The sequence below is a fragment of the Burkholderia sp. 3C genome (genome assembly GCF_054589155.1).
Map to the genome: position 1 here is coordinate 1 of NZ_BAAILN010000071.1, position 19,907 is coordinate 19,907.

At 66.1% G+C, this 19,907-nt stretch carries 20 protein-coding genes; 3 read left to right on the forward strand and 17 right to left on the reverse strand.

The features are described 5' to 3' along the window. Positions 1–88: 88 nt before the first annotated feature. The 13 genes from cheZ to flhD all read right to left on the reverse strand — a co-directional run bounded on the left by cheZ (position 89) and on the right by flhD (position 12,507). Entirely contained in the window at positions 89–817 is a 729-nt protein-coding gene (gene cheZ / locus ACYP33_RS12840; RefSeq protein ID WP_414443607.1) for a protein phosphatase CheZ, read from the reverse strand. A gap of 1 nt (position 818) precedes the next feature. Then, positions 819–1,214 carry a chemotaxis response regulator CheY gene (gene cheY / locus ACYP33_RS12845; protein ID WP_414443606.1) on the reverse strand — a complete coding sequence of 132 codons (396 nt, stop codon included), beginning with the start codon at positions 1,212–1,214 and terminating at the stop codon, positions 819–821. Positions 1,215–1,253: 39 nt separating this feature from the next. Then, positions 1,254–2,321: a protein-glutamate methylesterase/protein-glutamine glutaminase gene (locus ACYP33_RS12850; RefSeq protein WP_414443605.1), complete on the reverse strand. Its 1,068-nt coding sequence runs from the start codon at positions 2,319–2,321 to the stop codon at positions 1,254–1,256. Between the two features lie 5 nt (positions 2,322–2,326). Further along, complete coding sequence (gene cheD, locus ACYP33_RS12855; RefSeq protein WP_414450568.1) at positions 2,327–3,019, reverse strand: chemoreceptor glutamine deamidase CheD; 693 nt, start codon at positions 3,017–3,019, stop codon at positions 2,327–2,329. After that, positions 3,016–3,987, reverse strand: coding sequence for a CheR family methyltransferase (locus ACYP33_RS12860; RefSeq protein ID WP_459622112.1), 972 nt, complete (start codon positions 3,985–3,987; stop codon positions 3,016–3,018). Before ACYP33_RS12860 ends, cheD begins: the two co-directional genes overlap by 4 nt. 13 nt (positions 3,988–4,000) lie before the next feature. After that, complete coding sequence (locus ACYP33_RS12865; RefSeq protein WP_459622114.1) at positions 4,001–5,944, reverse strand: methyl-accepting chemotaxis protein; 1,944 nt, start codon at positions 5,942–5,944, stop codon at positions 4,001–4,003. 33 nt (positions 5,945–5,977) lie between these two features. Further along, complete coding sequence (gene cheW, locus ACYP33_RS12870) at positions 5,978–6,508, reverse strand: chemotaxis protein CheW (protein WP_414443601.1); 531 nt, start codon at positions 6,506–6,508, stop codon at positions 5,978–5,980. Between the two features lie 33 nt (positions 6,509–6,541). After that, positions 6,542–8,803: a chemotaxis protein CheA gene (gene cheA / locus ACYP33_RS12875; protein ID WP_459622116.1), complete on the reverse strand. Its 2,262-nt coding sequence runs from the start codon at positions 8,801–8,803 to the stop codon at positions 6,542–6,544. A gap of 65 nt (positions 8,804–8,868) precedes the next feature. Beyond that, a complete protein-coding gene (locus tag ACYP33_RS12880) occupies positions 8,869–9,246 on the reverse strand; it encodes a response regulator (RefSeq protein ID WP_414443599.1) in 378 nt (125 codons plus the stop codon). A gap of 21 nt (positions 9,247–9,267) precedes the next feature. Then, on the reverse strand, positions 9,268–10,356 hold the full coding sequence (gene motB / locus ACYP33_RS12885; RefSeq protein WP_414443598.1) for a flagellar motor protein MotB: 1,089 nt from the start codon (positions 10,354–10,356) through the stop codon (positions 9,268–9,270). 16 nt (positions 10,357–10,372) lie between these two features. After that, positions 10,373–11,233, reverse strand: coding sequence for a flagellar motor stator protein MotA (gene motA / locus ACYP33_RS12890; RefSeq protein ID WP_414443597.1), 861 nt, complete (start codon positions 11,231–11,233; stop codon positions 10,373–10,375). 285 nt (positions 11,234–11,518) lie between these two features. Beyond that, positions 11,519–12,088: a flagellar transcriptional regulator FlhC gene (flhC, locus tag ACYP33_RS12895; protein ID WP_414443596.1), complete on the reverse strand. Its 570-nt coding sequence runs from the start codon at positions 12,086–12,088 to the stop codon at positions 11,519–11,521. A 98-nt stretch (positions 12,089–12,186) separates the two neighbouring features. Beyond that, a complete protein-coding gene (gene flhD, locus ACYP33_RS12900) occupies positions 12,187–12,507 on the reverse strand; it encodes a flagellar transcriptional regulator FlhD (RefSeq protein ID WP_277396217.1) in 321 nt (106 codons plus the stop codon). Positions 12,508–13,084: 577 nt separating this feature from the next. Here flhD and ACYP33_RS12905 point away from each other — a divergent pair. Then, a complete protein-coding gene (locus ACYP33_RS12905) occupies positions 13,085–14,149 on the forward strand; it encodes a glycosyltransferase family 4 protein (protein WP_459622119.1) in 1,065 nt (354 codons plus the stop codon). Between the two features lie 96 nt (positions 14,150–14,245). On the opposite strand, the gene ACYP33_RS12910 is transcribed toward ACYP33_RS12905, so the two are convergent. The 3 genes from ACYP33_RS12910 to ACYP33_RS12920 form a co-directional block, all read right to left on the reverse strand. Beyond that, positions 14,246–14,542, reverse strand: coding sequence for an H-NS histone family protein (locus ACYP33_RS12910; protein WP_414443594.1), 297 nt, complete (start codon positions 14,540–14,542; stop codon positions 14,246–14,248). Positions 14,543–15,104: 562 nt separating this feature from the next. Continuing rightward, positions 15,105–15,932, reverse strand: a complete 828-nt coding sequence (locus tag ACYP33_RS12915; RefSeq protein ID WP_414450571.1) for a Cof-type HAD-IIB family hydrolase — start codon at positions 15,930–15,932, stop codon at positions 15,105–15,107. Between the two features lie 110 nt (positions 15,933–16,042). Further along, positions 16,043–16,927 (reverse strand): glucosamine kinase nucleotide-binding domain-containing protein, encoded by an 885-nt coding sequence (locus tag ACYP33_RS12920; protein WP_459622122.1) that lies wholly within the window; start codon positions 16,925–16,927, stop codon positions 16,043–16,045. Between the two features lie 167 nt (positions 16,928–17,094). Between ACYP33_RS12920 and ACYP33_RS12925 the strand changes: the two genes are divergently transcribed. Continuing rightward, positions 17,095–17,769 carry a DNA-3-methyladenine glycosylase I gene (locus ACYP33_RS12925; RefSeq protein ID WP_459622124.1) on the forward strand — a complete coding sequence of 225 codons (675 nt, stop codon included), beginning with the start codon at positions 17,095–17,097 and terminating at the stop codon, positions 17,767–17,769. Positions 17,770–17,868: 99 nt separating this feature from the next. Here ACYP33_RS12925 and rpsU read toward each other — a convergent pair whose 3' ends face one another. Continuing rightward, positions 17,869–18,081, reverse strand: a complete 213-nt coding sequence (rpsU, locus tag ACYP33_RS12930) for a 30S ribosomal protein S21 (protein ID WP_006401410.1) — start codon at positions 18,079–18,081, stop codon at positions 17,869–17,871. Between the two features lie 592 nt (positions 18,082–18,673). On the opposite strand from rpsU, the gene ACYP33_RS12935 reads away from it, so the two are divergent. Beyond that, on the forward strand, positions 18,674–19,828 hold the full coding sequence (locus ACYP33_RS12935; RefSeq protein ID WP_414443590.1) for a flagellin: 1,155 nt from the start codon (positions 18,674–18,676) through the stop codon (positions 19,826–19,828). Positions 19,829–19,907 lie beyond the last annotated feature (79 nt).

A 19,907-nucleotide genomic window follows, 5' to 3' on the forward strand; every position in this document is an offset into this window, starting at 1 on the left:
CAACGTGCGCGCGCCCGCCGCCGGCTTACCGGGGGCGGGCGCGCGGGCATCCCGAAACAGCGGCGAAGGCGGGCCGAACCCGCGTCGCTCAGAAGCCCAGGCTGGCCAGCAGGTCGTCGACCTGAGCCTGATCCTGGACCACGTCGGTGCGGCCTTCCGGCGAGATTTGCGGGCCGTTCATCAACGATTCGGGCGAGGCCTCGTCGGCCATCACCGCGGCCAGCGCGGCGGCGTTCGCGGCGAACTGCTCGCGCCGTTCGGGCGCGATGTTGTCCACCAGCACCGCGAGCAATTGCTGCTCGATCAGGTAGACCATATCCATGATCTTCTTGATCACCTGGCCGGTCAGATCCTGGAAATCCTGCGCGAGCATGATTTCGAGCAATTGCGTGCGCGTGGCGGAGGTCGCCTCGGGCAGCGTGCCGAGGAACGCGCGCGTGTCGTCCATCAACTCGCGCACTTCGGTCCGCTCGATCGGCGCGCGATACCAGGTCTCCCAGCGGGCGTCGAGCGCCTCGGCCTCGGATTGCAGCCGCTCCTGCACCGGCTTGGCGATCTCGATCGCGGTCAGCACGCGCTCGGCGGCCTGCTCGGTCATGTTGGCGACGTAACGCAGCCGATCACGCGCATCGGGCACGGCTTGAGCGGCCTGCTCGACATGCTTGTCGAGGCCCAGTTCGCGCATCGAATCGCGCAGCGTGCGCGTCAGTTGGCCGATCCGCGCCAGGATCCGGTCGCTCGTGAAATCCGCGCCGTCCGCCGAATCGTCGTCGGGGAAATCGGCGCCGGCCTTCGCTGCATGAATCGGCTCGTCCATCTCAGCTCCCGGCCTTCGCCATTTTTTCGAGAATCTTGTTCAGCTTCTCGTCGAGCGTGGCGGCCGTGAACGGCTTCACGACATAACCGCTCGCGCCGGCCTGGGCCGCCGCGATGATGTTTTCCTTCTTCGACTCGGCCGTCACCATCAGCACCGGCAGATGCGTGAGCGCGGCGTCGGCGCGGATCGCCTTCAGCATCGCCAGGCCGTCGAGATTCGGCATGTTCCAGTCGGAAATCACGAAATCGAAGCCGCCGCTCTTCAGGCGCGCCAGCCCGGCCGCGCCGTCTTCGGCTTCATCGACGTTCGAATAGCCGAGTTCCTTGAGCAGGTTGCGAACGATCCGACGCATCGTCGGAAAATCGTCCACCACCAGAATCTTCATGTTCTTGTCCATCACAGTTCCTCTGCAAAATTCCGTATTCTCGCCGCAACGTCAGACACGTTGCGTACGCTCACCCATTGCGGACAGCACGCGGCGGCTCATTTCCGAGAGCGGCACCACCTCGTCGGCCCCACCCAGCGCGATCGCCTCGCGCGGCATGCCGAACACCACGCAGCTCGCCTCGTCCTGCGCGAAGGTGCGCGCGCCCGCGCGTTTCATTTCCAGCAGACCGGCCGCGCCATCGCGGCCCATGCCGGTCAGGATCACGCCGATCGCGTTCTTGCCGGCGTGCGTCGCCGCCGAGCGGAACAGCACGTCGACCGACGGACGATGCCGGTTGACCGGCGGCTCGTCCGACAGGTGTGCAATATAGTTCGCCCCACTGCGTGCGAGCAACAAGTGTGCGTGGCCCGGCGCGATATACGCGTGGCCCGGCAGCACCCGCTCGCCATGCTCGGCTTCCTTGACGGCGATCCGGCACAGCGTGTTCAGGCGCTGCGCGAACGACTTCGTGAAGCCGGGCGGCATGTGTTGCGCGATCAGCACCGCCGGCGCATCGGGCGGCAGCGGCACCAGCAGCTCGCGAATCGCCTCGGTGCCGCCGGTGGACGCGCCGACGATCAGCAGCTTTTCCGTACTGACCAGCGGGTTGTTCATCAACGGCGCGTTCGCCTGCCCCGCCGCAGCCGCCGGTCGGGCCGGCGCCGCCTGGCGCACACGGGCGCGCGCCGCGGCGCGGATCTTGTCCGCCAGCTTCTCCGCGTAATCGAGCATGCCGTCGCGAATCCCGACGCGCGGCTTGGTGACGAAATCCACCGCGCCCAGTTCGAGTGCACGCAGCGTGATTTCGGAGCCGCGCTCGGTCAGCGACGATACCATCACCACCGGCATCGGACGAAGCCGCATCAGGCGCTCGAGGAAATCGAGGCCGTCCATGCGCGGCATTTCGACGTCGAGCGTCAGCACGTCGGGGTTGTGTTGCTTGATCAGATCGCGCGCGACGAGCGGATCCGGCGCCGTGGCACAGACCGACATGTCGGGCTGGCTGTTGATGATTTCGGTCATCAGGCTGCGGATCAGCGCCGAATCGTCGACGCACAATACCTTGATTTTCTGCACGGTGCTCAGGCCTCCTGCTTTTTTGTTCCGCTCGGGGCGGTCGAGCCGAACAGCTCGATGCGCGGCTTCGGCGATGCCGGCGCGGCGAACAGCTCGACGTGGGCGCGTGCCCGCTGTGCGCGGGCGGCGCGGGCGTCGGCGGCGGAGCGCGCGAGCGCGGCTTCGCGCTCCGCGACGCCCGGCACCGCCAGCCGCAATTTCTTGACCATCGCCTGCCCGGTGCGCGGCATGAACGCGACCTTGCGCGGATGCACGCCCTGCAAATCCTCGGCGACGATGCGGATCTTCTCGAGCGCCAGGTAGCGGCGCACGAAATCGGCGTTGCGATCGCCGATATTGATGGTGGTCATGCCGGCCAGCACGGCCGCGCCGCCGAACACCTTGGCCTCGAAGCGCTCGCGCCTGCCGCCCGCCTTGATCAGTTCGTTGATCAGCACTTCCATCGCGTAGGCGCCGTAGCGCATCGAATCGGACGCCGTCGCGCGGGCGTCGGCGCCGTCGTCGGGCAGCATGAAATGGTTCATCCCGCCCAACCCCATGAACGGATCGTGCAGGCAGGCGGCCACGCACGAGCCGAGCACGGTCACCAGCACCATGTCGTCGCGCGTCGTGAAGAACTCGTTCGGCAGCAGCTTCACGCCGGGCTTGCCGAAATGCGTGTCCTGATAGTGATTGGTGGCGATCGGCAGGCCGCTCATGCGTCCTCCCCGGCCAGGCTCGGCACGCCGGCCCCGGCCGACGCGCCGGCCGCCTTGGGCCGCGCGCGCGGCGCGGCGCCCGGCGACGCGTCGCGGGTGCGCTCGTACACAGTCTGGCCGCGCAGCCGGAACGCCTGCGTCACGTACGAGAAGTTCTCCGAATGGCCGGCGAACAGCAGGCCGCCCGGCTTCAGCAGCGGCTCGAAGCGGGTCAGCACCTGCCCCTGCGTCGGCTTGTCGAAGTAGATCATCACGTTGCGGCAGAAGATCGCGTCGAACGTCTGGCCGATGCCGTAATCGGCGTCGGTCAGGTTCAGCGGCTCGAAGCGGATCATCTGCTTCAGCTCGGGCCGCACCTTCACGCGCCCCGCCTGCGGGCCGGTGCCCTTCAGGAAGAAGCGCCGCAGCCGTTCCTGCGACAGGTGCTTGACCTGGTCGAACGTGTAGATGCCCGCGCGCGCCTTTTCGAGCACCTGGGTATCCAGATCGGTCGCCAGGATCGTGGCCGAGCGCGAGGCCGACGGGCCGAGCGCTTCGAGCAGCGTGATCGCCAGCGAATACGGCTCCTCGCCGGTCGAGGCGGCCGAGCACCAGACAGTGACGGGCGCCTGCCGCGTCTTGGCGAACTCGGCCAGGATCGGGAAGTGATGCGCCTCGCGGAAGAACGCGGTCAGGTTGGTGGTCAGCGAATTGGTGAACGCTTCCCACTCGGCCGGATCGTTGTTGCGTTCGAGCTGGTCGAGGTAATCGCGAAAACTGTCGAGGCCGAGCGCGCGCAAGCGGCGCGCCAGGCGGCTGTAGGCCATGTCGCGCTTGTGCTCGGACAGCGAAATGCCGGCCCGGCGATGGATCAGCGCGCGAATCCGCGCGAAATCCTCGCTGGTGAAGGCGAAATCGCGGCCGGCCTCCGACACGCGCGGCGGCAGCGCGGCAGGCAGATCGAGACGGGACGCAGGGCGGGCGTTCATGGCTGGGCCGGGATCAGAAGGTTTCCCAATCGTCGTCGGAACCGGCTGCCACGGCGGCCGGCTTCGACTCGCCCGACAACGCCGGGCGCTTCAGCGCGCCGCCGTTCTCGGTTGCGGCCGCTTTCGCGACGCGCGGTGCATAACCCGCCTTGGCGGCGGCCGGCGCGGCCGAGGCGCTGCCGGCGCGCGGCGTGGCCACGGCGGCAGCCGGACGGCGCGGCGGCTTGGCAGCCGACGATGCCGGTGCCGATGCCGCGCTGGCGTGTTCCTTGGCCGGTTCGGCCGCAGGCGACGGCAGTGCGGCCGGCTTGGCGGCAGGCTTGGCCGCCGGCTTCGGCGCGGGCAGCGCCGCCGCTTGCGGACGGCGCGCCGGTTCGGCCACGGCCAGCGTCAGTGCCGCGACGCCGCCCTCCACGCGCCAGCCCGACACGACCGCCTTCAACTGGCGGGTCTGATCTTCAAGCGAAGCGGCAGCCGCGGCGGCCTGCTCGACCAGCGCGGCATTCTGCTGCGTGACGGCGTCCATCTGGCCGACCGCGCGGTTGATCTGCTCGATGCCGGTCGATTGCTCGTGCGACGCGGCGCTGATCTCGCCGATGATGTCGGTCACGCGGCGCACCGCCTGCACGATCTCGGCCATCGTCGCGCCCGCGCGCTCGACCAGCTCCGAGCCGTTGCGCACGTTGTCGGCCGAATCGCCGATCAACTGCTTGATTTCGCGCGCGGCCGTGGCGCTGCGCTGCGCGAGCGAGCGCACTTCGCCGGCCACCACCGCGAAGCCGCGGCCCTGCTCGCCGGCCCGCGCCGCTTCCACCGCCGCGTTCAGCGCCAGGATGTTGGTCTGGAACGCGATGCCTTCGATGGTGCCGATGATGTCGACCACCTTGTTCGAGCTGACCGAGATCGCCTGCATGGTGGACACCACCTCGCTGACCACCTCGCCGCCGCGCGTCGCGATGTCCGACGCGTTGACGGCCAACTGGCTCGCCTGGCGCGCGTTCTCGGCGTTCTGGCGCACGGTGCCCGTCAGTTGCTCCATGCTCGAGGCGGTTTCCTGCAACGACGCGGCCTGCTGCTCGGTGCGCTGCGACAGATCGACGTTGCCGCTGGCGATCTCGTGCGCGCCGACATCGATCGACTCGGTGCCGCGATGCACGGATTTCACCATCGACGTCATCGCTTCCTGCATGTGGCCGATGCCGCCGAACAGACGCCCGATCTCGTTGCTGCCCTGACGCTGCACGCGCTCGGACAGATCGCCCGCGGCGATCTTCTCGAACTTGCCGATGGCTTCTTCGAGCGGGCCGACGATCAGGCCGCGCAACATGAAGCGCACCAGCACGATCAGCAGCACCGACAGGCCGATGCCCACCGCGATGCAGGTCAGCATCAGCGAGATCTGCGCTTCGGTGCGATCGTGATGCGCGGCGACGCGCTTGTCGAGCGCGGCCACCACGGCCGTGGCCGCGTTGTCGTAGGCCACGAACATCGGGCTGATCTGCGTATCCGCGATCGCGTGGTAGGCGGCCATGTCGCCGCCCTTGACCGCGGCGATCTCGGCGTCGAGCGCCGTCTTGAGCGTATCGCGGCGCGCCGACACTTCATCGAGCTGCGCGCTGTCGACGCCGGTTTTCGGCAGCGCCTGGAACGACTGCCAGTTCTGCACGGCCAGATCGTAGAGCTGCTGGGTGCGGGCGATGGCGCTTTGCGCGTCTTCGGTCTTGCCCGATTCCGTCAGCGAGCGGACCCGATCGAGCGAGACGCGCGTGCGCAGCAGATACGACGAGCCGTTGGTCAGCGCCCGGATGGCGGGGATATCGCCACCGACGATTTCGTCGAGCGCGCTGCCCGTCTGGTTCAGCGCCACGAGGCCCAGGCCGCCGACCACGGCGGTAAGCAATACGAACGACAATCCGATCGCGGTTAGCGTCGTGCGGATCGACCAGTTGTGCAACATCGTGACTCTCCCCGTGAGAAGTCGGGTTGGCGATTACACGCCGAATTGGTCGATGAGGGCCATTTCGCGGCTGGTCATCAACTTTTCGATATCCATCAGGATCAGCATCCGGCCGTCCACGCTGCCGAGGCCCGTCAGGTACTCGGTGGTCAGCGTCGCACCGAATTCCGGCGCCGGCATGATCTGGTCGGAAGTCAGCGTCAGCACGTCGGACACGCCGTCCACCACCATCCCGACCACGCGATGCGCGACGTTCAGGATGATCACCACCGTCTGATGGTCGTAGTCGATGCGGCCGAGATGGAACTTGATGCGCATGTCGACGATCGGCACGATGATGCCGCGCAGGTTGATCACACCCTTGATGAACTCGGGCGCGTTCGCGATGCGCGTGACGCTGTCGTAGCCGCGAATTTCCTGAACCTTCAGGATGTCGATGCCGTATTCCTCGTCGCCGAGCGTGAATACCAGGAATTCCTGGCCGGCTGCGTCGGCATGCGCGGCGTCGCGCCGGTTGGCGCCCGCGAGCGCGGCCGCCTGTTGGATCGATTGGACTTCGGACACGTTGTCCTCCAGTGCGGGCAAGCCGCGTAGCGGTTAGAAAGTCGCGAGCGCCCCCGCGCCATGCGCGGCGCGGGCATCGCGGTTGAGGGCGGCCACGTCCACGATCAGGGCGACGCTGCCGTCGCCGAGGATGGTTGCGGCCGAAATGCCATGAACCTTGCGGTAATTCGTTTCGAGGTTCTTCACGACCACCTGCTGCTGGCCCACCAGTTCGTCGATCAGCATCGCGAAGCGGCGGCCCTCGGTTTCCATGATCGTGACGATGCCCTGGGTCGGATCGGTGCGCGCATCCTCCACCGAGAACACCTCGTGCAGCGCGACCAGCGGCAGGTATTCGCCGCGCACGCGCACCACGCGTTCGCCGTTGCCGACCGTGTAGATGTCGGCGGCGGCCGGTTGCAGCGACTCCATCACGAAGTTCAGCGGCAGGATGAAGATCTCGTTGCCGACCTTCACCGACATGCCGTCGAGGATCGCCAGCGTGAGCGGCAGCACGATCCGGGTGGTGGTGCCGCGGCCCGCGAACGACTGGATCTCGACGTGGCCGCCCATCGACTGGATGTTGCGCTTGACCACGTCCATGCCGACGCCGCGGCCCGACACGTCGGTGATCGTCTCGGCGGTCGAGAAGCCCGGCGCGAAGATCAGGTTCCAGACTTCGTCGTCGCTGATGTTGTCCGCCACCGGAATGCCCTGCTGGGCCGCCTTGGCGAGAATCCGTTCGCGGTTCAGGCCGGCGCCGTCGTCGCTGACCTCGATCACGATGTTGCCGCCGTGATGCGCGGCCGACAGCACCAGTTGACCGACCGCATCCTTGCCCGACGCGCGGCGCTTCTCGACCGTTTCGATGCCGTGGTCGAGGCTGTTGCGCACCAGGTGGGTCAGCGGATCGATGATCCGTTCGATCAGGCTCTTGTCGAGTTCGGTGGCCTGGCCGAACGTGACCAGTTCCACTTCCTTGCCGAGCTTGGTGGCCAGGTCGCGCACCAGGCGCGGGAAGCGGCTGAACACGTAATCCATCGGCATCATGCGGATCGACATCACCGCTTCCTGCAGGTCGCGCGCGTTGCGTTCGAGCTGCGCCATGCCGTTGTAGAGGCGGTCGTGCAGGGCCGGATCGAACGCGCTGGTCGTTTCGGCCAGCATCGCCTGCGTGATCACGAGCTCGCCGACCAGGTTGATCAGCTGGTCGACCTTTTCGACGCCGACGCGAATCGAACTGCCTTCGGCGTTCGCCGGCGCGTGCGAGCGGGCGCGGCGGTCCTCGCCGTGCGCGGCCTTGGCGTCGCCGTCGGCCGGGGCGGCGGCCGGTGCGGCTGCGGCCGGCGCGGGGGCGACCGGCGCCGGCGCAGCGGCAACGGGTGCGGCAGCCGGAGCCGGTGCAGGCGCGGCGGCCGGCGCGGCAGCCACCGGCGCGGCGGGCGCGGGCGCCGGGGCCGCTTCGAGCGTGGCCGGCGCACTCGCGGCGCCGTCGCCCGGCGCGGTGCCGTGGCCGATCGAGATCTGGCTGTCGTCGATCACGAAGCACAGCACGGCGACGATGTCATCGGACGGCACGTCGCTGTCGAGCCAGAGCGTGACGTCGTCGCCCGCTTCGCTGCGGCCGACGATGCGGCCCAGGTTGCCGAGTTCCTCGACCAGCAGGTCGCGATCCTTGGCGCCGACGCCGCGCAGCGTGATGCGCAGATGCGGGCCGCTCTCGCCACCGGCGGCCGGGGCGCTGCCCGGATGGGCCGCTTCCACCGCCTGCGCGATGACGTGATCGGGCGCGCCGTTGCCGGACGTCGCGCTGAATTCGGCGGCGGCCGCCGCGAACGCGAGTTCGAGATCGGCTTCGGATTCGTCTTCCTCGGCAGCCGGTGCGGCGGCGGCCGGTGCCGCCTTGGGAGCCGCAGCTTGACCGAGCGCTTCCCGCTGCAGCGTTTCGAGCTTGGCGCAGATCGCCGCGGCGGCCGCCGCATCGGGCTCGGCGCTCGCGCGATAGTCGGCCAGCTGATCCGACAGCACGTCCTTGGTTTCGAGGAACGCGTCGATCATCGGCATCGTCAGCGTGATCTCGTGATTACGCGCGCGGTCGAGCAGCGATTCGAGAATGTGGGTGGTGTCGGTCAGCGCCGCGAAACCGAAGGTGGCCGCGCCCCCCTTGATCGAATGCGCGGCGCGGAAGATCGCGGCCAGATCCTCGGGGTCCGGCGAGCCTGCGTCGAGACCGAGCAGCAACTGCTCCATCTGCGCGAGCAGCTCGTCGGCCTCGTCGAAAAACGTCTGATAGAACTGGGTGATATCGAGAGTCATGCCGGATCCACGTCGGTGTCGTCGGTTGGCGTCTTATGGGGTTCGGTCGCGGTGCGCTCGCGCGACTACGGGTGGCTCGGCGCCGCCAACGCGGCCACCAGGTCCAGCAGGGTGTCGGGGTCCAACGGCTTTTCGATCCAGCCGGTCGCCCCCGCCTCGCGCACCGACGACTTGAATTCGTCGCTGCTTTCGGTCGTCAGCACCAGGATCGGCGTGTCCGCGTAGGTGCCGCGCGCGCGCAGCGTGCGAATCACGTCGAGGCCGTTCTTGCCCGGCATGTGGTGATCGGTCACGACCAGGTCGAAGGCGATCGCCGCCGCGAGTTCGAGCGCGATCTCGCCGTCGGCGGCCACGTGCACGTCGTAGCCCGCGTCGGCGAGCGTCGCCTGGAGCAGCGCGCGCATGGTCGCGGAGTCGTCGATGGCGAGAATGGAGCGGATCATGTCGTTCGGTTCCGGTTCACATTAGTGGGCGCTGCCGGTCGCCGGGGCCAGCGGCGCGATCGGCGCCGCCGGGGCAACCGCCGGCTTGCCGGCCACCGGCGCCACGGCCGTGCCCGGCGCCGCCGTGGCCGGCTTGCCGGCACCGCCCGCGATCTGCTGGGCCAGCGCTTGCGAGCCCGCGGCGTCGTTCGACAGCGTGGTGGCGGTCGAGTCGTCGCGCATCAACGCCATTTCCGACTTGTGGTTCAGCACCAGGATGCTGATCCGGCGGTTTTCCGGATCGAGCGGATCGGCCTTGTTGAGGTTCTGCGTGGAGGCCAGGCCTGTCACGCGCAGCACCTTCGCCTCGTCCATCCCGCCCGACACCAGCTCGCGGCGCGACGCGTTCGCGCGGTCGGCCGACAGTTCCCAGTTGCTGTAGCCCTTCTCGCCGCCCGAATACGGAATGGCGTCGGTGTGGCCCTGCATCACGATGCGGTTCGGCACGTCGTTCAGCGTCTTGCCGATCTCGCGCAGGATGTCGCGCATGTACGGTTCGACGGCGTCGCTCGACAGCGCGAACATCGGCCGCTTCTGGGTATCGACGATCTCGATGCGCAAGCCCGTCATGGTCGAATCGATGCGGATCTGCTGCTTGAACTGGCGCAGCACGGGGTTGGCCTCGATCGCGGCCATCAGCTTGATCTGCAGGTCGTGCAGGCGCACCTGTTCGAGACGGTCCTGCGCGCCGGCGGTCTGTTCGGTGTTGTGCTCGTCCTCGCGGCCGCTCTGCGCGAGCCGGTTGGCCAGCGCCGAGGTGCCGTCGGTGCGGCGCGTGGTGCCCGAGTCGCTGCGCGTGATGTCCGCGCCACCGCCGTTGACGATGCTCGAATCCTGCGAGCTGCGATCGCCGGAGCCGAAGATCGCGGCCTTCAGCGGGGTATTGAAATAGTCGGCGATGCCCTTGAGCTGCACCGGCGTGGCCGCCGACAGCAGCCACATCAGCAGGAAGAACGCCATCATCGCGGTCATGAAGTCCGCATAGGCGAGCTTCCAGGCGCCACCGTGGTGGCCCTTCTTCGCCGGCGCGACCCGCTTGACGACGATCGCTCGATCCTTGCCCTTGCTCATCGCCCGGCCGCTCCGCTTACTTCGCCTTCACACGGCGCACGTGCTCTTCCAGCTCGGCGAACGACGGGCGTTCGGTCGAGAAGAGCACCTTGCGGCCAAATTCCACGGCGATCGCCGGCGCATAGCCGTTCAGGCTCGCGAGGATCGTCACCTTGATGCACTGGAACAGCTTGGTGGATTCGGCCGCGCGTTGCTCGGCCAGGCTCGCGAGCGGGCCGATCAGGCCGTACGACAGCAGAATCCCGAGGAACGTGCCGACCAGCGCCTGCGCGATCATCGCGCCGAGCACCGCGGGCGGCTTGTCGGCCGAGGCCATGGTGTGCACCACGCCCATCACCGCCGCCACGATCCCGAACGCCGGCATCGCGTCGCCGACGCGGTTCAGCGCATGCGCGGGGCCTTCCACTTCCACGTGGTGCGTCTCGATTTCCTCGTCCATCAGGCTTTCGATCTCGAACGCGTTCATGTTGCCGCCGACCATCAGGCGCAGGTAGTCGGTCAGGAACTCGACCATGTGCTTGTCGGCGAGGATCTTCGGGTATTGGGTGAAGATCGGGCTCTTCTCGGGGTCGTCGATGTCGGCCTCGAGCGTCAGCGTGCCTTCCTTGCGCGCCTTGGCGAGCAGCACGTAGAGCAGCCCCATCAATTCCATGTACAGCTCTTTGGTGTACTTCGAGCCCTTGAACAGGCTCGGCAACGCGCGCAGCGTCGACTTGATCATCTTCACGCCGTTGCCGAGGATGAACGCGCCCACGCCGGCGCCCACGATCATCAGGATTTCGAGCGGCTGAACCAGGGCGCCCAGGTGGCCGCCCGCGAGCGCGTAGCCGCCGAACACGGACAACAACGTCACGAGAGTTCCCACGATAATCAGCACAGCCTGTCCCTCACGAGTGGCCGGCGGGAAGGCCGCCGTTAAGTGGTTTACGGCAGATGGGGCGAAAACTTTCACCGTCCCGGGCGGGGGCTAACCCGATATCGGCGCCGGCCGGCGAGCCGGCAGCCGGACGGCCGCGCGGCGGGCCACCAGGCGCCCGTCGCCGGCCATCGCGATGCGGCGCCGGTCCTGCCATGGGGTCGTGTCGATCGATCGGCTCGCGCCGGGAATTTCGTGCCGAACCGGCCGTGCGGGCGCGCACCGGGCGGCTGCCCGGTCAGCCGCTCAGGCGGCGGCCGGCACCGGCAGCTCGGCCAGGCGTGTCTCCGCTTTCGCCGCGGCCTTGCGGGTCTTGCCGGCGCGCGACGGCGGCTGGCACAGGCCGCACACGAAGCCGTGCTGCGGATCGTGGGCATGGGCGACGAATTGACCGCCGCAGCGCGTGCAAGGCGTCATCTGGAGCATCCCCGAATCGAAGAAACGCACCAGCGTCCAGGCGCGCGTGAGGCTCAGCGCCGCTTCGTCGTCGGACAGCCCGACGTGTTCCAGGTAGAGCCGGTAGCTCTTGACGATCGACTGGATCGAATCGCAGCCGCCGTGTGCCTGCATGAAACGGTAGATGTTATAGAACAGCGACGAATGGATATTCGGCTGCCAGGTCATGAACCAGTCGGTCGAGAACGGCAGCATGCCCTTCGGCGGGGAGACGCCCTTCAGTTCCTTGTACAGCTTGATCAACCGGTCGCGAGACAGGTTGGTCTCGGCCTCGAGCAGTTGCAGTCGTGCACCCAGCTCGATCAGCTCGATCGCCAAGGTGATTTCCTTGACCTCGAGCACCACGCTCTTCGTCGCCATTGCTAGCCTCCGGATTTTCCGGGAATGAGTCGGCGCTCGCGCTCACCGGACGCGCGAACGCGTACCGGGCCACGGCTGCCAGTGTTCTGGGAAAAAAATTATCGGAGGCTTTCGACGGGCTGGCCGGCCATCAGGATGGCCGTGTGTGCCTGCGCGACGGCCGTGCTTCGGCCCTTGTCGGCAAGCGAGGACAGCAACGCATGATCGTCGAAACGGAAGCGGCAGAGCATCTGGTTCGATGCGGCCAGCTTGACCGTTTGTGCGAGTGTCAGGTTCGCGAGGACTTCCGCGAGATCTTCCGAGATACCCATGCGGAACATGCCCATAGCCTTGTCCTCACGCAGCAGACGCTGCGCCAGCAACAGGTACGACAGGTTCACTTCCTTGATCTCGGCGAGCATTTCACTGGTCGCGCTCATGATTCCCCCGTAAGAAATCTTGGCCATCTGCTTTGAAAACGTTTGCCTCGATCGCTCGCCCTCCATGGGTCGGCAACCGGCGTTTATATTCTTACGGCATTGTGGCCAATCGGATTTTGCGCCGGTATCAGCGAAGACGAATCTACAACGCAGGATTTCTCTGTAAACCGTGTAGGAATTTTTCCGACAGTGTCAGAGAATTACCGGAGATGAAAAAATCGCGTAAGCCGTTGATCAGTAAGGGATATAGGGCGACCGATCAGAGTTTTTTTGGCAAATTATAGAACTATTTCTACGGCTGTAACAATCGGTAGGTAAGGGTAGGAAAGAACCTTCCGATCGCGGCGAGGTCCCCGTGGCGGCAACCCGGTAAACTCCCTATTTCAGCCTGTAACAAGGGTTAAGCGTTTGAAAATTCGCTCGATTCGCCGCGAGCCATCCCGATAATAGAGTCGAACGGTCGGCCGGCGGTCAAAAGATTTTCGTCAGCGCCGCCCCATCGTCTGCCGCCGGCGACGCCCTGCATGGGCGCGACCTTCCGGCAGGCCCGGCCACCCTACGCCCAGGAGAACCACTCATGCGCATCGCACAAGTTGCCCCGCTCTACGAAGCCGTCCCGCCGAAACTTTACGGCGGCACCGAACGTGTCGTGTCTTACCTCACGGAAGCGCTGGTCGAACTCGGCCACGACGTCACGCTGTTTGCAAGCGGCGATTCCGTCACGTCGGCGAAGCTCGAAGCGTCGTGGCCGCGCGCGTTGCGTCTCGACCCGTCGATCCGCGATTCGATGGCGCCGCACATGCGCCTGCTCGAGCAGATCGCTCGCGTCGCCCAGGATTTCGACGTGCTTCACCTGCACCTCGACTATCTGCCGTTCCCGCTGCTCTCGCGCCTCGACGTGCCTTACGTGACCACGCTGCACGGCCGTCTCGACCTGCCCGAGCTGCAGCCGGTGTTCAACGCGTTCCCGAATGCGCCGGTGGTGTCGATCTCGAACTCGCAGCGCGTGCCGCTGCCGCAAGCCGGCTGGGCCGGCACGGTCTATCACGGCCTGCCCGACACGCTGCTCACGCCGCACACCGACCGCAAGCCCGAATACCTGGCGTTCCTGGGCCGTATCTGCCCGGAAAAGCGCGTCGATACCGCCATCCGCATCGCGGCCAAGAGCGGCCTTCCGCTGAAGATCGCGGCCAAGGTCGACAAGGTCGACGAGGAATACTTCAAGACCGAGATCGAGCCGCTGCTGGCATCGGCCGATGTCGAATTCATCGGCGAGATCAACGAAGCGCAGAAGCCGGCGTTCCTGTCGGGCGCCAAGGCGCTGCTGTTCCCGATCGACTGGCCGGAGCCGTTCGGCCTGGTGATGATCGAATCGATGGCGTGCGGCACGCCGGTGATCGCGTTCAACCGCGGCTCGGTGCCGGAAGTGATCGAAGACGGTCTGACCGGCTTCATCGTCGAGGATGAACACAGCGCGGTGGGCGCACTGCAGAAAATCGATATGCTCTCGCGCACCGCGATTCGCGAACGTTTCGAAACCCGCTTCAGCTCGAAGACAATGGCGCGCCAATACGTGGAGATTTACGAAAAGCTGGGCGCCACCGCAAGTCAACCGCATTTGACGCGACTGGCCGCAAGCTGATCGGCATTCGGGCCGAGCGGCCCGAAATTCGAATCAAAAAAAGAAAGCCGCATCGACGATGCGGCTTTTTTATTTCCGGTAACACAACGCGGCGGCTTACTCGACGAGAAAGCGCTCGCGATTTTTACCGACGATCCAATTCGGCGGCTTGCCCCGGCCGCTCCAACTGGCACCCGACTTCGGATCCCGATACTTGGGCGGCAGCGGCGCCTTTTTCGGCGGACGGCCGCGCCGGGCTTTCTCGGCAAAACCGAGATCCTGCGCGGTCAGGCCATATTCGGCGATCTTGCGTTGCACATCGGCTATCACGGCCTCCACTTCCTGACGGCGAACGTCATCGGCTTGCGCTTGAAGGTCAGCGATCTGCGCCTTGAGTTTTGCGTATTGAGACATGTTTACTCCCTATTCACGATTCGCCAGGCCATCGGAGCCTAATCACTATTCCCGCTTTTCGCAATCGGCACTGCACCGGAATTCAATCAAAACGAATGCTTACGAAAAGAATTTATAGCGGACCCACTCTATTTGGACACCGAGTTAATTCTAAAGAAATTCGTACCGGATCCATCTCGGATTTAACAATCCTTGACGCTTCGACACGCTCTGGCTTTCCCCATAATCCTTAACGAAACAGGATGCGTCAATTGCATCGCGTTACGTCCCATCACGGTGACAAAATTAACGCCCTTTTTGACTCGAATCGTGACGAAAAGGTGTCGGAAAGTTAACGTGCGAGAGGTGTTGTGCAATCGCGCCAAGCCACGCCGGCAAAAGGCTGGCGGCTAGCCGAATGGTGCATGCACGGCAATGGAGAAACGCCCGGCACCGGCACTGCCGAATCAGAAACGCCATTCGGTCTATTTTCTCCAACCGGTACTCCGGCGCATTGTTTTATCAGCGAGCGCGATGGCGCCCGAGTGTGAAGGCCGGCCGACGGGTTCCGGGCCGGTGCCCCTCAGCGCGCGATGCCGGCCCCGGCGTCGAGTTCGAACAGGCTGCGCAGATGCCGGGCCACCCCGGCTTCGGCGTTGCTGCCGATGCGCGGCACCTCGGGCAGGCGCAGCATCAGGTCCGGATTGGCATTGTTCATCATGAACGGGAAGCCGGCCGTTTCCAGCAGGTCGATGTCGTTCATGTTGTCGCCGAACGCCACGCAGTGCGCGCGATCGAGGCCGAGCCGCTCCAGCACGACACGCAGCGCGCGGCCCTTCGAGACGCCGGCCGTCATCACTTCCAGGCAATCGGGCAGCGAATAGGTGACGTACAACGCTTCGCCGAAGCGGTTCTTCAGATTGGCGGCCACTGCCGCCAGATCCTGCGGCTCGCCGATATAGAGCACCTTGGCGACATCGGTGCCGTCGTGCGCCAGCAGATCGGTGACACGGTAGACGAAGCCCGAATCCTGATGGAACTCGAGCAGATCCGGCGCTTCGCGGTCGATCAGCCAGCTTTTGTCGGTAAACAGGTTCACGATCACGCGGCCGTGCTGGCCGACCACTTCGGGACGCACCAGCTCACGCACCATTTCCGGCGCGATGTCGCGCGCGTGGAGCGGCGTGTCGTCGGGTGCGTGCACGCGCGCGCCGTTCGACGTGATCAGGTACGGCCGGATGCCGAGCACGTCGCGAATGCCGGCCACGTCGGCATGATGGCGCCCCGTCGCGATGATGAACGGCACGCCGTCGGACGCCAGCCGCTGGACCGTCTCGACCGTGTACGGATCGAGCTGGTGGTCGCGGTTGAGCAGCGTGCCGTCGAGATCGGTGCAGATGACTTTGTACATGGCGGGGGTGGGCTGGGCGCGGAAAGCTGGCATTTTACGCTGCCGCGCCAACGCGTCGCGCTGCAGCAGCGCCGGCCGCAGCCTGCCGGCCGGGCCGGTCATCGCCCACCTCAGCGCCCCCCGGCGCGGCGCGCGGCTTCGCGTTGCGCCAGTTGCAACGCGCCGTGCGCGGAATCGGCCAGCGGCGCGCGCAACCGGGCCCGGTGCGCAGCCGGCACGGCCGCTTCGAGTTGACCGGCCAGCCCGCCGCACAGCGCAACCGGCAAAGATTGATCAGGATCAAGCGCATCAATCATGCGGCCGATCGCCTCGCCCGCCTCGGCAATCAGGCGTTCGGCAAGCGGATGCGCGCGGTGCGCGAATACGGCCGGCGCGAGCGTGGCGTAGGCCGTCTGGTTGGCGGCGCAGGACCAGACCACCAGGCTGTCGCGGTCGGTCGCGCCAGTGAGGCCGATCAGCGCCTCGGCCAACGCATCGCGCGGCGCGCGACCGTCGAGCGCCTGCTGCGCATGCGCGAGCGCACGCAGCCCGAACCAGGCGCCGCTGGCTTCGTCGCCCGACGGGAAACCGTAGCCGCCCGCGATTCGGCACGCGCCCTGCGCATCGATCGCGGCCGCCACGCTGCCGGTACCGAGCGCGACGATCACGCCCGCCGCCCCGCCGTGCGCGCCGAGCACGGTGGTGTAGGCATCGTTCTCCACCGCCAGCGCCGGTACCGGTGCGCTGGCCAGGAACGCCGCGAGCCATGCCGCGTGATTGCTGCCGGCCAGGCCGCAGCCCATCGTGCAGCGCGCCCAGTCCAGCGACAGGCCGGCCTGCTCGAACGCCTGCGCGCAGGCCGCCTCGATCGAGCGCCATGCCCCCTCGATGCCGAGCGCCAGCCCCGACGGGCCGCCGCTGCCGCGCGCGAGTTCGCGCCCGCGGGCATCGGCCAGCACCGCGCGCGTGCCGGTGCCGCCGCCATCGATGCCGATCAGGTAAGTGGGCTCTGTCATGGTGAAACACTCCGGGATTGCCGATCAGTCGAGCCGAGAGCTTAACCGCATCGGCGCGCCCCGCCCATTGGCCGGATGGCCGGCTTGCGCGGCACGGGCATTGCGCTATGCTGGGCGCCTTCCGTGCCGGCATGGGCGCCGGCACCCACCCGAGGCGCGAGGAATCGATGAGTGAACGCTGCAACTGGGTCCGCACGGATGCCGATGCGCTTTATCACGACACCGAATGGGGCCGTCCGGCCCACGACGAACGCTATCTGTTCGAAATGTTGACCCTGGAAGGCGCACAGGCGGGGCTGTCGTGGTCGACGATCCTCAACAAGCGTGAAGGCTACCGGGCCGCGTTCGCGAATTTCGACGCCGACGCCGTGGCGCGCTTCACGCCCGCGCAGGTCGACACCTTGATGCAGAACCCCGGCATCGTGCGCCACCGCGCCAAGATCGAATCGACGATCGGCAATGCGCGCGCCGTGCAGCGCATTCGCGCCGAACACGGCTCGCTCGATGCCTTTCTGTGGTCCTTTGTCGGCGGCGTGCCGATCCAGAACGGCTGGAAGTCGTACCGCGACGCGCCGGCCTCCACCGCCCTGTCGGACGCCATGAGCAAGGCGCTCAAGGGCTATGGCCTCAAGTTCGTCGGCTCGACGATCTGCTATGCGCTGATGCAGGCCACCGGGATGGTCAACGATCACGAATTCGACTGCCCGTGCCGCGACGCCTGCGCGGCGCTGGGCCAGCCCGGCGCCAAGGCAACGGAGAAAACCACGGCCAGGGCAGTGAAACAACCGGGTGCCGCAAAGCCGGCCACCGCCAAGCGGGCCGGAAAAACCGGCGTGGCCTGAACGCAACACCACGTTAAACAAGAAACCGCCGCCCCAAAGCAAAACGGCGGCGCCCCTCTTTCGAGGGACACCGCCGCTTCAATGCGAACCGGGGAAGCCTTAGTGGAGCTTCTTCGGCAGCATTTGGCTGCGCAGGCGCTTGTGCAGGCGCTTCACAGCTGCCGCCTTCTTGCGCTTGCGCACGGCGGTCGGCTTTTCGTAGGACTGGCGCTCGCGCAGCTCAGCGATCAGGCCGTTCTTTTCGATCGCGCGGCGGAAGCGGCGGATCGCTACTTCGAACGGCTCGTTTTCTTTCAGAAGAATCGTCGTCATGTCGTTCCTAAATTGCTTGATACGGTCAAAAACGTAGCGGCCAAGCGCCACGCACCGGCCTTCCGGGCGTTCCCACAACAGGCGAAACGAGCGGGTTTTGTGGCCTGGGAGGCCGGAAAAGAGAGGCGGAATGCGCCGCGAAACGCTCGGCAAGCTGCAACCGGCGCCGCGTTTGACTGCCAGCTTTGACATGCCGAAACGGCAAGGGCTTGACAGAAATCTCAATTCAGCCCGCCATGCTAGCAGGTAAACATTCGTAGAGCCAGCGGTTTACCACGCCTGCCAGACAAATTTCGAGCACACGACGACTCAAGAGAATCGCGAGAAAACCGTTAACAATCAGGGACGGGGCTGCAACACCCCCGCTCGGCATCCCGCAACGCAGCACCACTGCGGGATTCGAGCGAAACATCCCCGGCAAGTGCGCCTCCGACAAAAAATCGGAAGAAATTGCAAGTGATCGCAATCTTCCCCCTCAAGTTTTTTTTGGGAGCGCCGAAATCCTGCTTTGAGGCGGCCAGCAAAGAACGAGTGCGTCCGCCGATGCCCACGTTGGCTTGTCAAAGGCTTATCGGCTTTTAGGAGATTTACCATGCTCGGAATTACAAGCAATATCAACTCGCTGGTCGCTCAGCAAAACCTGAACGGCTCGCAAAGCGCACTGTCGCAAGCCATCACGCGTCTGTCGTCGGGCAACCGCATCAACAGCGCAGCAGACGATGCAGCCGGTCTGGCAATCTCGACCCGCATGCAAACGGCCATCAACGGCCTGAACCAAGGCGTGTCGAACACGAACGACGCCGTCTCGCTGATCCAGAGCTCGTCGAGCGCCCTGTCGGCACTGACGACCAGCCTGCAACGTATCCGGACGCTGGCCAACCAGGCCGCAACGGGCACGCTGTCGACCAGCGACCAGGCTGCTGCCGAGCAAGAAGTTGCCGCGCAGATCTCGGAAGTGAATCGTATTGCTTCGCAAACGAACTTCAACGGCAAGAACCTGCTCGACGGTTCCGCCGGCATCACGACGTTCCAGGTCGGCGCGAACGTCGGCCAGACGGTCAGCCTGGACCTGAGCCAAAGCCTGTCGGCTGCCAAGATCGGCGGCGGTCTGGTGGCACAAGGTGAAACGGTCGGCACGATCTCGAACCTGCACCTCGACACCAACGGCGCAGCCACGACCGCAACGAACCCGGCGATCACGTCGGTCAACGTTCTGTCGGACGGCAAGGGCGGCTTCACGTTCACGGACCAGAACGGTCAAGCGCTGAGCACGACGGCAGTCGGCGCGATCTTCACGACGGGTACGGCAGCCGGCACGGGCACGGCCGTCACGAACCTGACGCTGTCGACGGGCGCCACGAGCGGCATGACGACGGCGCAAGCCAGCGCGGCCGCCAACATGATCACGCAGATCAACTCGGTCAACGCTCCGCCGACCGTGGCGAACATCAACATCAGCAACACCACGGGCGCCAACCAGGCCCTGGTCGCGATCGAAAACGCGCTGTCGACGGTGAACAACCTGCAGGCAACGCTGGGCGCGACGCAAAACCGTTTGACCGCCATCGCGCAAACGCAGCAACAAAACTCGACGAACCTGTCGTCGGCCCAGTCGCAAATCCAGAGCGCGGACTTCGCGCAGGAAACCGCGAACCTGAGCAAGGCACAAGTGCTGCAACAAGCTGGCATCTCGGTGCTGGCTCAAGCGAACTCGCTGCCGCAGCAAGTTCTGAAGCTCCTGCAGTAAGGCATCTGGCAGGTGCTTTGAAAACCGGGCCGCGCCCTCATGGGCGGCCCGTTCGCGCGGCGGTGCAGTCTTCCTCGTG